At 72.9% G+C, this 14413-nt stretch carries 14 protein-coding genes; 2 read left to right on the top strand and 12 right to left on the bottom strand.

Annotated elements, in window-relative coordinates:
• Nucleotides 1-32 precede the first annotated feature (32 nt).
• Complete coding sequence (locus AOM03_RS00665; protein WP_062377274.1) at nt 33-1163, bottom strand: TIGR03364 family FAD-dependent oxidoreductase; 1131 nt, start codon at nt 1161-1163, stop codon at nt 33-35.
• A 133-nt stretch (nt 1164-1296) separates the two neighbouring features.
• Between AOM03_RS00665 and AOM03_RS00660 the strand changes: the two genes are divergently transcribed.
• Together AOM03_RS00660 and AOM03_RS00655 are read left to right on the top strand one after the other, a co-directional pair.
• Nucleotides 1297-2046, top strand: a complete 750-nt coding sequence (locus AOM03_RS00660) for a GntR family transcriptional regulator (protein ID WP_062377272.1) — start codon at nt 1297-1299, stop codon at nt 2044-2046.
• Nucleotides 2047-2062: 16 nt separating this feature from the next.
• A complete protein-coding gene (locus AOM03_RS00655) occupies nt 2063-2749 on the top strand; it encodes a phosphonatase-like hydrolase (protein ID WP_062377269.1) in 687 nt (228 codons plus the stop codon).
• Nucleotides 2750-2909: 160 nt separating this feature from the next.
• Here AOM03_RS00655 and AOM03_RS00650 read toward each other — a convergent pair whose 3' ends face one another.
• From AOM03_RS00650 to infB, 11 genes are all read right to left on the bottom strand, one after another.
• On the bottom strand, nt 2910-4007 hold the full coding sequence (locus tag AOM03_RS00650) for an amino acid ABC transporter permease (RefSeq protein WP_156157559.1): 1098 nt from the start codon (nt 4005-4007) through the stop codon (nt 2910-2912).
• Nucleotides 4004-4657, bottom strand: a complete 654-nt coding sequence (locus AOM03_RS00645) for an amino acid ABC transporter permease (protein ID WP_062377263.1) — start codon at nt 4655-4657, stop codon at nt 4004-4006. Before AOM03_RS00645 ends, AOM03_RS00650 begins: the two co-directional genes overlap by 4 nt.
• Nucleotides 4658-4731: 74 nt before the next feature.
• Nucleotides 4732-5604 carry a glutamate ABC transporter substrate-binding protein gene (locus tag AOM03_RS00640; protein WP_062377261.1) on the bottom strand — a complete coding sequence of 291 codons (873 nt, stop codon included), beginning with the start codon at nt 5602-5604 and terminating at the stop codon, nt 4732-4734.
• 53 nt (nt 5605-5657) lie between these two features.
• A complete protein-coding gene (locus tag AOM03_RS00635; RefSeq protein WP_062377259.1) occupies nt 5658-6407 on the bottom strand; it encodes an amino acid ABC transporter ATP-binding protein in 750 nt (249 codons plus the stop codon).
• A 202-nt stretch (nt 6408-6609) separates the two neighbouring features.
• Complete coding sequence (locus AOM03_RS00630; RefSeq protein ID WP_062377257.1) at nt 6610-7695, bottom strand: zinc-binding dehydrogenase; 1086 nt, start codon at nt 7693-7695, stop codon at nt 6610-6612.
• A gap of 86 nt (nt 7696-7781) precedes the next feature.
• The gene (locus AOM03_RS00625; protein ID WP_062377255.1) at nt 7782-8750 is read right to left on the bottom strand and encodes a bifunctional riboflavin kinase/FAD synthetase; all 969 of its coding nucleotides are present in this window, start codon (nt 8748-8750) and stop codon (nt 7782-7784) included.
• Between the two features lie 35 nt (nt 8751-8785).
• Nucleotides 8786-9169: a cupin domain-containing protein gene (locus AOM03_RS00620; RefSeq protein ID WP_227589830.1), complete on the bottom strand. Its 384-nt coding sequence runs from the start codon at nt 9167-9169 to the stop codon at nt 8786-8788.
• The gene (locus tag AOM03_RS00615) at nt 9166-9972 is read right to left on the bottom strand and encodes a class I SAM-dependent methyltransferase (protein ID WP_062377253.1); all 807 of its coding nucleotides are present in this window, start codon (nt 9970-9972) and stop codon (nt 9166-9168) included. Before AOM03_RS00615 ends, AOM03_RS00620 begins: the two co-directional genes overlap by 4 nt.
• Before the next feature lie 134 nt (nt 9973-10106).
• Nucleotides 10107-11042, bottom strand: coding sequence for a tRNA pseudouridine(55) synthase TruB (truB, locus tag AOM03_RS00610; protein ID WP_062377251.1), 936 nt, complete (start codon nt 11040-11042; stop codon nt 10107-10109).
• 1 nt (nt 11043) lies between these two features.
• A complete protein-coding gene (gene rbfA, locus AOM03_RS12930; RefSeq protein WP_062377248.1) occupies nt 11044-11475 on the bottom strand; it encodes a 30S ribosome-binding factor RbfA in 432 nt (143 codons plus the stop codon).
• Nucleotides 11475-14357 (bottom strand): translation initiation factor IF-2, encoded by a 2883-nt coding sequence (gene infB, locus AOM03_RS00600; protein WP_062377246.1) that lies wholly within the window; start codon nt 14355-14357, stop codon nt 11475-11477. Before infB ends, rbfA begins: the two co-directional genes overlap by 1 nt.
• Between the last annotated feature and the right edge of the window lie 56 nt (nt 14358-14413).

Genomic DNA, 14413 nt, shown 5'->3' with positions numbered 1-14413 from the left:
TCCTAGGGTTCGAGTGGTGGGCCCGGGCGCGCTCATGCGCCCCAGGCGGCCACGGTGCGCTCACCGAGGCCGAACGAGGTGGTCATGCCGACGCCCGTGGTGACGGAGACGACCGTCACGTCGGGCATCGGGGTGCGGACGAGCACCGGCTGCCGGGGCGAGGACGCGTACACGCCCTGCCAGCGGTCGCGGACGCGCAGCGCATCCACGCCGAGCACGGCCGCGGCCTCCTCGAGGACGAGCGCGATGGCCCGCTCGGAGACGAACGGATCCGCCGAGGGCCCGTACTCGTGGGTGTCTCCCACGACGAGGCTGCCGTCGGGGCGCCACGTCATCATGACGTTGGCGCCGATTTCGAGCAGCTCGGGCGCGCGCCCCTCGACCTCCGTGCGCACGGCGGCCGCGGAGGGCTGGGAGGTGAACGCGTCGTAGCGCGTCATCGAGGTCGAGGTGAGGATGCCCGCCTGGGCCGCGAAGCCGCGCGGCGCGTCGACCGTGACGACCGCGAGGGTGCAGCGCTCCACCGCACCCTCGGCGGCGACGTCGGGCAGGAGGTAGTCGATGTCGTGGCCGACGCACACGACGGTGCGGTCCGCGCGGAGGTCGCCTCGGGTGGTGCGGACGACGCCGTCGCCCAGGCCCAGCACCGAGGTGGCCCAGCGGAACTCGACGCCCTGCCCCTCGAGCCAGCGCGCGATCGCGGGCGCCGCCTCGCGGGGGTCGACGCGCAGGTCCGCGGGGAGGAAGGCCCCGCCGTGCGAGGCGCCGGGCGCGCCCTCCTCGTGGGCGAGGCGCGCGGCCATCGCGGCGGGGTCGAGCAGCTCGACCTCGTCGTCCCCGCGGGCGGCGTGCAGCTCCTCGACCAGGGCGCGCTCGGCGGCGGTGCGCGCCACCACAAGCGTGCCCGCGGCCGCCGCGTAGATGCCGGTCGCGCCCGCGACCTCGAGCCACCGCGCGCGGCCGGCCCGGCCCAGCTCGAGCAGCTCCCCCTCCTGGGCGGTGATCGACGCGTGCCCGAAGTTCCGCACGGACGCGCCCACCAGGTGGTGGTCGCGGTCGAGGACGACGACGCGCAGCCCCCGCTGGTGCGCGGCGTACGCGTGGGCGAGGCCCAGGATACCGGCCCCGACGACGGCCAGGTCATAGTGCTGAGTGGTGTCCATGGGTCCATGGTGGGCGACGCCCCACGCCCCGGCGCCACTTATCTATACAACTTCACTTGTCGTTCACCAGATATTCACCGCGACCCCGCACGGAGCCGCCGGCACGCACCGCTCCACTTGTATAGTGAAGTGCGTGACTCCCGCCTCCCCGATCCACGAACGCCTGCGCCTCGAGCTGCAGCGGCGCATCGTCTCCGGCGAATGGGCGCCGGGCGACCGGGTGCCGTCGGAGGCGAGCCTGCGCGAGGAGTTCGGGGTGTCGCGGGGACCCGTGCGCCAGGCCCTCGCCGCCCTGCGCACCGCGGGGCTGATCTCCGGCGGGCAGGGCCGCCAGGCCGTCGTGCTCGACGGCGCGGTCCCCCAGCCCTTCGATGCGTTCCTGTCGTTCACGGAGTGGACGCGCGCGACCGGCCGCACGCCCGGCCAGCGGACCGTGGAGCTCGCCCGGCGCCCCGCGGACGCCATCGCCGCGGGTCGGCTCGACTGCGAGCCGGGCGACCCCGTGGTCCAGGTCCTCCGCGTGCGCACGGCGGACGGCGTCGTCACCATGCTCGAGCGCGCCACCTTCATCTGGGAGGCCGGACGACTGCTGCTCGACCAGGACCTCGACTCGGCGTCGATCTTCGACACGCTGCGCGGTCACGGCCTGCACTTCGTGCGGGCCCGCCACGAGATCGACGCGATCGGCGCGGACGCGACCGACGCCGCACACCTGGGCGTCCCCGTCGGCTCCCCGCTGCTGCGCGAGCGCCGCGTCTCCTACACCCCGGACGGACGCGCGGTCGAGGCCGCGGACGACCGCTACCTCCCCGGGCTCACGAGCTTCCTCATCGAGAACTCGAGCCACAATCCCGTGCCGCTCACCCGCGGCGCCGCATCCTGACATCAAGGAGAGACCCATGATCCGACTCGCCGTCTTCGACATGGCCGGCACCACCATCGACGAGCAGGGCCTCGTGTACGTCGCGCTCCGGGAGGCCGTCGAGGCCACCGGCGCGACCGTCGCCGCGGCCGACCTCGAGACCTGGATGGGCCGCGACAAGGAGGAGGCCATCTGGGGCCTCATGGAACTGGGCGGCCAGACCCCCGATGCCGACCGCGTCGCCGCCGCGTTCAAGGACTTCTCCGAGCGCCTCACCCGCAAGTACACCGAGGTCGCGCCCCGCGCCCTCGCCGGCGTCCGCGAGGCGTTCGACGCCGTCCACGCCGCGGGCGGTCAGGTCTACCTCACGACCGGCTTCAAGATCCCCGTGGTCGAGTCGCTGCTCGCCGGCCTGGGCTGGGACGGCGACGACGTGATCGACGGCTGGTTCTGCACGGACCACGTCCCCACCGGTCGTCCCGCGCCCTATCTCATCTACCGTGCGATGGAGGCCGCCGGCATCCACGACGCCGCCGAGGTCCTGGTCGCGGGCGACACCATCGCGGACGTGAAGTCGGGCCTCAACGCCCGCGCGGGCGTGGTCATCGGCGTCACCACGGGCGACGTGTCGCGCGCCACGCTCGAGGCCGCGGGCGCGCACCACGTGCTCGACTCGCTCGCGGACATCGCTCCGCTGCTGACCGCGGAGCCGGCCGCGGTCTGACGGACGCGCCGCCGCGTCTGACGGACGCGCCGCCGCGTCTGACAACCCGAGCGCCAACGAGGAGGGCCGCCCCGCCGCGGTCTGACAACCCGAGCGCCAACGAGGAGGGCCGCCCCGCGCATCGCGCGCGGGGCGGCCCTCCTTGCGTGTGGGGCAGACGCTACTTCTCGTCGTCCTCGTCGTTGTCGCGACGCGGGTTGAAGCGGTCCCACTTCTCCCACTGGTGGCGCTGCTCCTCGCGTCGGCGCTCCTCGCGCTCGACCAGGCGGCGCTGCTCCTCGACGTCGCCGGGCCGTAGGTCACGCGTGGGGACCTGCGTGGACGCGGGACGGCCCCTGCCGAACAGCGGGTCGCCCGCGTGGGCGCCCTCCTCGCGGGCCGGACCGCCCACGCCCGACTGCGGGATGGGGCCGGTGGGCCCGATCTCCGGGGGCTCGGCCTCGCCGGCGCCGCGTTCGCGGATGCGGCGCTCCACCGTGGTCGCCATGCGGGAGACCACCAGGTTGATGAGGATGTAGATGATCGCGCCCACGAGGAACAGCGGGATGAGGTAGCGGTCGCCGAAGAAGTCGCGGTTGGACTTGATGGTCCGCAGCAGCTCCGGGTAGGCGACGATGTACCCCAGCGAGGTGTCCTTGAGCAGCACCACGATCTGGCTGACCAGGGCCGGCAGCATGATGCGCACGGCCTGGGGCAGCTCGATGAGCAGCGTGGTGCGCATGGGCGACAGGCCGATGCTCAGACCCGCCTCGCGCTGGCCCTTGGGCAGCGCCGCGAGGCCGGCGCGCAGGATCTCCGCCACGACCGCGGCGTTGTAGACCACCAGGCCGAACACCACGGACCACAGCGGTTCCCAGCCGAACACCAGCTTCGCGAGGAACATCAGCATGAGGACGGGCAGCCCTCGGGCGAGCTCCGTCGTGACCGCGGCGGGACCGGACAGCAGGCGCGACTGGGCGCCCCGGCGGATGATCGCGATGGCGCCGCCGATGACGAGCGCGATGGGGGCGGCGATGGCCGCCGCCTCGAGGGTGCGGAGCAGTCCCTGGCCCAGCGACCACCACACGTCGAGCCCGGTCTGACCCTTCGGCGGGTCCCACAGGACCTGCCAGCGGTCGTCGAAGATGCCGCGCTGGTACCAGGACCACATGATCCAGGCGCCCACGGCGACGAAGGTGGCCGAGAAGGTCCAGTTGAGGATGTTGTCGAGGCGCTTGGCGCGGGGGCCGGGCGCGTCGTAGAGAACCGAGCCGCTCATCGTGCGAACGCCACCTTTCGCTCGATCTGACCCGCGGCGAGGCCCAGCGGGATGGTGATGACCAGGTACATGAGCGCGATGCCGAAGAAGATGAAGAGGCCGTCCGACGGGTGCGCGTTGGTGAGGCGCTGCTGGATGGCGACCAGCTCCGTGAACGCGAAGCCGGCGGCCACCGAGGTGTTCTTCGTCAGCGCGATGAGCACGGAGATGAGCGGCGGCACGGCGGTGCGCCAGGCCTGGGGCAGCACGATCTGCGACAGGGTCTGGCCGAAGGTGAGGCCGATGCTGCGCGCCGCCTCCGCCTGGCCGATCCCCACGGAGTTGATGCCCGAGCGCAACGCCTCACAGACGAATGCGCTCGTGTAGACGGTCAGCGCGACCACGGCGGGCCAGAACCCCAGCTCGGGGAACAGGATCCCGAAGCTGGGCGCGACGAACACCCAGAAGAAGAACATGAGCGTCAGCGGGGTGTTGCGGACGATCTCCACGTACGCCGTGCCGAAGCTGCGCAGCGGCCCCACCGGCGACACTCGCATCGTCGCCAGGACCGTGCCCAGGACGAGCGACAGCACTCCCGACAACGCCGTCAGCGACAGCGTCGCGAGGAAGGCGCCCCAGATGGTGCCGAACTCGCTGATAAAGGTTTCCATGTACTCCTCCGGACGTGCCGTGCGGCCCCCTCGGCTCGAGAGGGCCGCACGGAATCAGGCTTGGACCTTCCGGTCTAGCTCACCTCGTAGCGGTCGACGCTCGGCGGGGTGGCCTCCGGCAGCACGGTGCCGGCGGTCTCGTTCCAGGCGTCGAGCCAGCGGCCGTCCTCGAAGATCTCCTCGAGCACGTCGTTGATCCACATGCGGAACTCGGTGTCCTCGCGCTCGACGCCGATGCCGTAGGGCTCCTCCGTGAAGGGCTCGCCCGCGATCTTGAAGGCGCCGTCCGACTCGTCGACGTAGCCGGCGAGGATGACGTTGTCGGTGGTGACCACGTCGACCTGGCCGTTGCGCAGCGGCTCGAGGCAGTCGGTGTAGGCGCCGAAGAGCGACAGCGTCGCGTCGGGGTAGTTGTCGGCGATGTTCTGCGCCGGGGTCGAGCCCTCGACCGAGCAGACGCGCTGGCCCGCGAGGTCGTCGGGGCCGTTGATCTCGTCGTTGTCGGACAGCACCATGAGCGACTGGCCGGCGTTGTAGTACGGGCCGGCGAAGGAGATGAGCTCCTTGCGCGTGTCGTTGATGGTGTAGGTCGCGATGACCATGTCGACGGTGCCGTCCTGGATGAACGGCTCGCGGTTGGCGGAGACGGTCTCGACCCAGTTGATGTCGTCGGTCGAGATGCCGAGCTCGCCGGCGATGATCTTGCCGATCTCGACGTCGAAGCCCACGGGGTCGCCGCTCGGCGGCTTGAGGCCGAACAGCGGCTGGTCGAACTTGGTGCCGATGGTGATGGTTCCGGCCTCGGCGAGGGCGGCCATCGTCGTGCCGGCCTCGAAGTCGCTCGCGGAGACGTCGGCAACCTCGCCGCCGTCGTCCGAGCCACATGCGGCCAGGGTCATGGCGGCGACCGCGCCCAGCGCGGCCATCGTCATCGTGCGTCGCATCATGCATCTCTCCTTGTTGTTGGCAAACCGCCCGCTCCCCCGCGGGCGGCGGGGACTCAGTGGGTGAGGATCTTGGACAGGAAGTCCTTGGCACGCTCGGACTGCGGGTTGGTGAAGAACTCCTCCGGCTCCGCCTCCTCCTGGATGCGGCCGTCGGCCATGAACACCACGCGGTTCGCGGCCTTGCGCGCGAAGCCCATCTCGTGGGTGACCACGATCATGGTCATGCCCTCGTGCGCGAGCGAGGTCATCACGTCGAGGACCTCGTTGATCATCTCCGGGTCGAGCGCGGAGGTGGGCTCGTCGAACAGCATCACCTTGGGCTTCATCGCGAGCGAGCGCGCGATCGCCACGCGCTGCTGCTGGCCGCCGGAGAGCTGCGCGGGGTACTTGTGCGCCTGATTGGCGACGCCCACGCGCTCGAGGAGGGCCATGGCCTCCTCCTCGGCCTCCTTCTTCGCGACCTTCTTCACCTTGATCGGGCCGAGCGTGACGTTCTCGAGGATCGTCTTGTGCGCGAACAGGTTGAAGGACTGGAAGACCATGCCGACGTCCGCGCGCAGGCCGGCCAGGGCCTTGCCCTCCTGGGGCAGCTCCTGGCCGTCGATGCGGATCGAGCCGTCGTCGATGGTCTCGAGGCGGTTGATCGCCCGGCACAGCGTCGACTTGCCGGATCCCGAGGGGCCGATGACGACGATCACCTCGCCCGTCGCGACGGCAAGGTTGATGTTGTTGAGGACGTGAAGTTCGCCGAAATGCTTGTTCACCTCGTCGAGGACGACGAGGGGTTCTGCGGTCTGGGCCATTCCTGCACGATAGGCCCCCGGTTCTGCCCGTGTCCCGCGTCGTGTCCGATTTGCACCCCAAGGTTTACGTCCACGAAACAGCACTTTGCTTGAACTTGGGACTTCGGGCCCACGACTTTACTGTGGTAGGGGTACCCCTTGAGATCGACTTCCCGCGGCTCGTGTCCAGGGCCGATGCACGGGTCGCCGGCGGCGCCCGTCCTCAGGGGGCGAGGGCGAGACGGGGGTGGGACGGCCGCTCGTCCATCAGCATGCCGCTCAGCGCCTCGAGCCCGCGGGGCGCGGAGACGAGGCCCGCCCACGGAAGCCGGTCCGCCGTGGTCGCGAGGAAGTCGACCGCGCGCTGCAGGTGGCGCGGCTCGTAGTTGTGGACGCCCGCGACGGTGAGCCAGCGGCGCACCATCCGCTCCGCGTCGAACGGCACGGGCGGCGCGGGGGTCACCGAGCCCACGAGCACCAGTCGCCCGCCGATGTCGAGCGACTCGAAGGCCGCGCCGATCACGGCCGGCGCGCCCGTGAGGTCGATCGCGACGTCGAGCCCGGAGCGCGGCGGCACCGCATCGGCCGCGGACGTGGCGCCGAACCGGAGCGCCTCCTCGCGCCGCGCCGGATCCAGGTCGATCGCGGTCACCTCCGCCGCGCCCGCCTCGGCCGCCATGGCCACCGCGACCAGGCCGAGCATGCCGGCGCCGGTCACCAGCACGCGGCGCCCGGTGAGCGCGCCCGCCCGCTCCATCGCGGCCGCGACGGTGGCGGTCGCGCAGCCCGCCGGGGACGCGACCGCGTCGGGGACGGCATCGGGCACCCCTGCGACCGGGGTGCCGGACGGCAGCAGGATGTGGGAGGCGTAGGTGCCGGACAGCGGCCACGGGGAGTCCCACGCCTCGTGCCCCACCTTGCGCACCTCGCGGCACTTGGCGGTGAGCCCGCCGCGGCAGCGGTCGCACGCGCCGCAGGACACGGCGACGCCCCACACGATGCGGTCGCCCACCTCGAGGGTCCGCCCATCGGTGCGGGCCGGGGGACGATGCGCGTCGACGGCGACCACCCGACCCACCCCCTCGTGCCCCAGCACCGAGGGGCAGGGTCCGGGCCGGCGCCCGGTCGCGGTGTGGCGGTCGGAGCCGCACACCGTCGCGAGGTCGATGCGCACGAGCGCGTCGCCGGGCGCGAGCTCCGGCGCGGGCGCGTCGGCTATCTCGACGTCCGCTCCCCCGCGCCACACGGCGGCGCGGACGAGGTCGACGGAGGCGGGCTCGGGAGCGGCGGGCTGCGGCTGGCGCGTCATGCCGTCATCATCGCCCGCCCACCACCGGACCCGACGGGGACCTGGGTCACGCGCCGGGCGACCGCCCTTCGCGCCCGGCCGCCGGACTACGCGCCGACGGCCGCCCGGGTCCACGCGACGTCCTCGTCGAGCGCGTCGATGAGCGCGTCGAGCGAGCCGAAGTCGAGCATGGGCCGGCGCCACTCCACGAGGTCGAGCGCGACCTCCGCGCCGTAGAGGTCCAGGTCGTCCCGGTCGAGCACGTACGCCTCGACGCGCAGGTCCGTCCCGCCGACCGTGTAGTTCATGCCCAGGCTGATCGCCGCGGGCATCCGGTGGCCCACCAGGGAGGCGCACGCGCCGTTGCTGCGCGGGTCGAGCACGGTGAGCCAGCCGCCGTAGACGCCGTGGCGCGGGATCATCCCCGACTCGACGTCCAGGTTCGCGGTGGGGAACCCGATCTCGCGCCCGCGCGCGTCGCCGTGGATGACGGTGCCGCGGACGCGGTGCTCGCGCCCCAGGACCGCGGTCGCGCCGCGCAGGTCGCCCGAGTCGAGCAGCTCGCGCACCCACGTGGACGACCAGCGCCGGCCGGAGTCCGAGACCGCGCGCGCGTCGGTGATGACGTCCACGTCGAAGCCCAGCCGCTCGCCCAGCTCGCGCATGGTGCCGATGTCCCCCGCGTTGCCCCGCCCGAAGCGCGCGTCGCGGCCGATCACCACGCAGGACGCGCGCAGGCCCTTGGCCAGATACGTGCGCACGAACTCCTCGGGCGTCTGGCGCGCGAAGTCGAGCGTGTAGCGCACCACGAGGACCCCGTCGAGGCCGGTCGCGGCGAGCCGCTCGAGGCGGTCGTCGAGTCCCGTGATGAGCTCCGGCGGGTGCGCGGGGTCGTGGACGGCCTTGGGGTGGGGATCGAACGTCATGGCGAGGGCGACCTGCCCCCGTGCCCGTGCATCGGCCACCATCTCGCGCAGGACGGCCTGGTGTCCGCGGTGCACCCCGTCGAAGTTGCCCAGGGTCACCACGGCCGGGCCTAGGTCCGGAACCTCCGCGAGGGAGCGCCACACATGCATGGCCGCCATTGTGCCCGACGCGCGCGGGATCTCCCCTATCGCGGGTCGAGCATGATGAGCGCGAGCTTGGACGGCTCGAGCGCATCGACCGCGTGCGGAAGGCGCGTGCCCATGTGCATGACGGCGCCCGGCAGCAGCTCCTCCGTGCGGCCGTCGGCGGTGATCGCGAGCCGGCCCTCGAGCACCTCGAGGAGCACGGGCACGGCCGCCGTGTGCTCGGTGAGCACCTGGCCCGCGTCGAAGGCGAAGACGACGATGCGCACGCCCTCCTCCTTGAGCACCGTGCGCGAGACCGTGGACTCGGGCTGGACGGTCACCAGCGCGGCCAGGTCCTCCACGTGGGTGAGCCGCGCGACCACGGGCGAGTCGGACCGTCCGAGCATGGACGGACGGGTGGGGGTCGACAGGTTCTCGGTCACGGCTGCTCCTCGGGCTTGCGGGCGACGATGGCCACGCCGCTCAGGTGGTCACGGTACGTGCGGAAGATGCGGCGCATGTGGAGGACGCGGCGGCGCGCGTCCCCGTCGCGCAGGACGTTGCGGACGATGCGGAGCGTGCGCGCCGGGCCCTCGTCCACCAGGTTGCGACGCATCTGCAGCAGCGCCATGGGCGCGTGGCCCACCCACACGATCTCGAGGCCGTGGCTCTCGAGCAGGGCGCGCCACTGCGCGGTCGTGAGGGGCCGGGCGTTGACGCGGATGGCGTGCACCAGGCCCAGGCGGATCTCCTCGGTGATGTCCCCGTCGAGGTCGTCGGGCGTGAGCGCGAGCTCGTGGATCGCGTAGCGCCCGCCGGGGCGCAGCAGCCGCACCGCCTCCGCGACGATCGCGCCCTTGCCGCGGTCGGACTGCATGGTGAGCATCGCCTCGCCCACCACCACGTCGGCCTCGCCGCCCGGCAGCCCGGTCTGGTGCGCCTGGCCCACGGCGCAGTCGCCCCGGCCCTTCACCACGGCGCTCACGCGACGCGCGGCGTCCGGATCCGCGTCGACGCCGGCGTACCGGTGCACGCCGCGGTCGAGCATGAGGCGGGCCGTGAGGCCCAGTCCGGGCGCGAGCTCCACCACGCGGGCGGCCCGCAGCCCCACCTGGTCGAGCATCCGCGTCGTGAGACCGACGCCGCCGGGGCGCAGCACGCGCTTGCCCAGGCGGGCGAGCAGCCAGTGCCCCTGCATCTCGTCGGCCGGACGCGCGGCGTGGGGAAGGGTGGCGTCGGTGGTCATGGGTCCTCGCATCGTCGGGGGGCCGGGAACGAGGATTACGCTACAGAAGCGTTACGTATTCTCCAAACCGCGTGGCGCGCGCCCGCGACGGGCGGACCGGGCGGACCGGGCGGACCGCGTGGCCGCCCACCCGACTACGTCGAGGCGGGCTCGAAGACGACGACGGGCTTGGCCTTGGCGCCCTTCGGATCGACGATCGCGACGGCCCGCGGTCCGGGCGCGATCGCGACGGCGGTGCCCTCCAGCCCCGGCGCGTCGATCCACTGGCCGTAGCCCAGTGCGGTCGCGTCGGCGTCGGAGACCTCGATCACCGGCAGCGCGGCGGCCGCGGCGTCGGCGAGGGGCACGCGCGGCAGCGCCTCTCCCCCGTCGACCACGGCGCCCAGGTCCTCGAGCGTGCGCGCCCGGTCCAGGCCGATGCGCCCCACCCGGGTGCGGCGCAGCGCCGTGAGGTGGCCACCCACGCCCAGGGCCTCGCCCAGGTCGCGCGCGAGCGCGCGCACGTAGGTGCCCGAGGACACGTCCACGTGGACGTCCAGGTCGACCACCGCATCGTCCCCGGTCTCGGGGGTGTCCCGGCGGATCTCGAGGATCTCGAAGCGTGACACGGTGACGGGGCGGGCCGGGATCTCGACGTCCTCGCCGCCGCGCACGCGCGCGTAGGCGCGCTTGCCGTCGATCTTGATCGCGGAGACTGCAGAGGGCCGCTGCATGATGTCGCCGGTGAGCTCCGCGACGGCGGCCGCGATGGCCTGGTCGGTCACGCCCGAGGCGTCGGCCGATGCGGTGAGGTCGCCCTCCGCATCGTCCGTCACGGTGGTGCGGCCCAGCCGGATGGTCGCGTCGTAGCCCTTGTCGTGCCCCACGACGTACGTGAGCAGCTTGGTGGCGCGGCCGATGCCCAGCACGAGCACACCCGTCGCCATGGGGTCGAGCGTGCCGGCGTGGCCCACCTTGGAGGTGGCCGCCAGCCGGCGGACCCGCGCGACGACGTCGTGCGAGGTCCAACCGGCCGGCTTGTCGATTACGACCAGGCCGGGAACGGGCTCGGGCCCGCCGCGACGGCCCACATCAGGCCTCGTCCTCGTCGGGGTGACGGTACGGGTCCTCCTCGCCGGCGTACCGCGCGTTCTCGCGCAGCCGCTTGAGCTCCTCGTCCCGCACGTGCGCCTCGTGGAGGGCACGGTCGAGCGAGGCCGCCGTCTCGGGGACGGCGTCGAGGTGGAACTCGAGCGACGGCGTGAGCCGGATGCCCAGCTGGCCGCCCACCAGGGAGCGGAGCCGGCCCTTGGCCCGCTCCAGCGCCCTGGCGGCGTCCGCGCGATCGGCATCCGATCCCAGCACCGTGTAGAAGACCGAGGCCTGCTGAAGGTCGCCGGTGACCCGAACGTCGGTCACCGTGACGAACGTCAGCCGGGGGTCCGTGAATTCGGTCTGAAGCGCGCGGGCGACGATCTTCTTGATCGTGCCCGCGAGCTTCAGAGCGCGTGCGCTGTCCGCCATCAGTCCCTCGGGATCTCGACCATCTCGAACGTCTCGATGATGTCACCGACCTGGATGTCGTTGAACTTGCCCAGGCCGATACCGCACTCGTAGCCGTCCTTGACCTCGGTGACGTCGTCCTTGAAGCGGCGCAGGGTGTCGAGCGTGGGCTCGCCGACCACGACGCCGTTGCGGACGACCTTGGTCTTCGCGTTGCGCTTCATGAGGCCTTCGCGGACCAGGCAGCCCGCGATGTTGCCGAACTTGGACGAACGGAAGATCTCCATGATCTCCGCCGCACCGGTCTGACGCTCCTCGAACTCGGGCTTGAGCATGCCCTTGAGCGAGGCCTCGACGTCCTCGAGCGCACGGTAGATGACCGAGTAGAAGCGCATGTCCACGCCCTCGCGGTCCGCGAGCTCCTGGACGCGCTCGGCCGGGCGCACGTTGAAGCCGAGGATGATCGCGTTGTCGACCGTCGCGAGGTTGACGTCGTTCTGCGTCACCGCACCGACACCGCGGTGGATGATGCGCAGGTCGACCTCGTCGCCCACGTCGATCTGGAGCAGCGCGTCTTCGAGCGCCTCGACGGCACCGGAGACGTCACCCTTGATGATGAGGTTGAGGGTCTCGACCTTGCCCTCCTCGAGGGCCTTGTTGAAGTCCTCGAGCGAGATGCGCTTGCGACGCTTGGCCAGCTGGGCGGCGCGCTCGGCGGCCTCGCGCTTCTCCGCGATCTGACGGGCGGTGCGGTCGTCGTCGGCCACCAGGAAGGTGTCGCCGGCGCGGGGCACCGAGGTCAGGCCGATGACGAGCACCGGACGCGCCGGGGTCGCCTCCGCCACCTGGTTGTCGTGCTCGTCGAACATCGCACGCACGCGGCCGTGGGCCGTGCCGGCGACGATCGCGTCGCCGACGCGCAGGGTTCCGGAGTTGACCAGGACGGTCGCCACGGCACCGCGGCCCTTGTCGAGGTGGGCCTCGACGGCCACGCCGCGCGCGTCCTTGTTCGGGTTGGCGCGCAGGTCGAGGCCCGCGTCCGCGGTGAGCAGCACGGCCTCGAGGAGCTCGTCGATGCCCTTGCCCTGGAGCGCGGAGACGTCGACGAACATCGTGTCGCCGCCGTACTCCTCGGCCACGAGGTTGTACTCGGTGAGCTGCTGGCGGATCTTGGCGGGGTTGGCCCCCTCCTTGTCCACCTTGTTCACCGCGACCACGATCGGCACGTTGGCCGCCTGGGCGTGGTTGAGCGCCTCGATGGTCTGCGGCATCACGCCGTCGTCCGCCGCGACCACGAGGATCGCGATGTCCGTGACCTTGGCACCACGGGCACGCATGGCGGTGAACGCCTCGTGACCCGGGGTGTCGATGAACGTGATGGCACGGTCGACGCCCTCGTGCTCGGCGTGCACCTGGTACGCACCGATGTGCTGGGTGATGCCGCCGGCCTCGCCCGCGATGACGTTCGCCTTGCGGATCGAGTCCAGCAGGCGCGTCTTTCCGTGGTCGACGTGACCCATGACGGTGACGATGGGCGCGCGGGGCTCGAGGTCCTCGTCCGACTCCGCGGCCTCCTCGGCCTCGAGGTCGACGCCGAAGCCCTCGAGGAGCTCCTTGTCCTCGTCCTCGGGCGACACGATCTGGATCTTGTAGCCCAGCTCCTCGCCCAGCGCCGCGAAGGTGTCCTCGTCGAGCGACTGCGTCGCGGTCGCCATCTCGCCCAGGTGGAACAGGACGGTGACGAGCGACGCGGGGTTGACCTCGATCTTCTCGGCGAAGTCCGTCAGCGTCGCGCCGCGGCGCAGGCGGATCGGCGTGTTGCCGTCACCGCGAGGGATCTGCACGCCGCCGATCGCCGGGGCCTGCTGCTGCTCGTACTCGGCCCGCTTCGCCCGCTTGGACTTGCGGCCGCGGACGGGCTTGCCGCCCGCACGGCCGAACGCACCGGCGGTGCCGCCGCCACGGCCGCGGCCGCCGGGGGCCGGACGACCGCCGGGAGCGCCACCAGGGCCGCCGAAGCCGCCCGGACGTCCGGGAGCGCCACCGCCGGGACCACCGGCGGGACGGGGGCCGAAGCCGCGACCCGGGGTGCCCGCGGGCGCGCCGCCGGGACGTGCGCCGCCACCGGCACCGGGACCGCCGGGACGGCCGCCGCCGCCCGGACGCGGGCCGGGGCGCGGCGACTGGAACGGGTTGTTGCCGCCCGGACGGGGCCGCGGACGCGGGCCGGCCGACCGGTCGGAGAAGGGGTTGTTGCCCGCCGGACGCGGCCGGGGGCGGGGCATGTCGCTGGGCAGCGGCACGTTGGGACGCGGCTTGCCGGCCTCGCCCTGCGCGGGCGCCGCGGCGCCCTGGGCGCCCTGCGCGTCGGCAGGCTTGGCCGGACGGTCGCGACGGTCGCCGGGACGGCCGCCCTGCGGGGCGCGCGGACCGGGCTGAGCGGCGCCGCCGGGACGGCCACCGGGGGTCGCGCCGGGGCGGCCACCCTGCGGGGTGCGCGGACCGGGCTGGCCCGCGGGGCGCGCGGGCGCCTCGGCACGGCCGCCGGGCTTGGCGCCGGGACGGGCCGCGGGACGCGCGGGGGTCTCGGGCTGGGCCGCGGGCGCGGGGGCCTCGACGGCGGGCTCGGGGGCGGACGCCTCCGGGGCCTTGGGACCGGGCTTGGGGCCGGGCTTCGCGCCCGGCTTGGCGGCGGGCTTCGCCGCGGGCTTGGCGCCGGACGATGCGGCGGGGGCGCCGGCCTTGTCGGCCGGGAACGCCTCGCGCGCCTTGCGCACGACCGGGGCCTCCAGGGTGGAGGCGGGTCCCTTGACGTATTCGCCGAGCTCGTTGAGCTTGGCGATCAGCTGCTTGCTCGGAATTCCGAGCTCCTTCGCGATCTCGTGAACGCGGGGCTTTGCCACAATTCTCCTGTCTCGACTCGACCGAGGCAGGGTCGAGCCGTCGTTACGGGTGGGTA

This window comes from Demequina pelophila (genome assembly GCF_000971175.1).
In the GTDB taxonomy this organism is placed as follows: Bacteria; Actinomycetota; Actinomycetes; order Actinomycetales; family Demequinaceae; genus Demequina; species Demequina pelophila.
The sequence above is the reverse complement of the archived record's forward strand: the minus strand, read 5'-3'. Positions and strand labels throughout refer to the sequence as shown.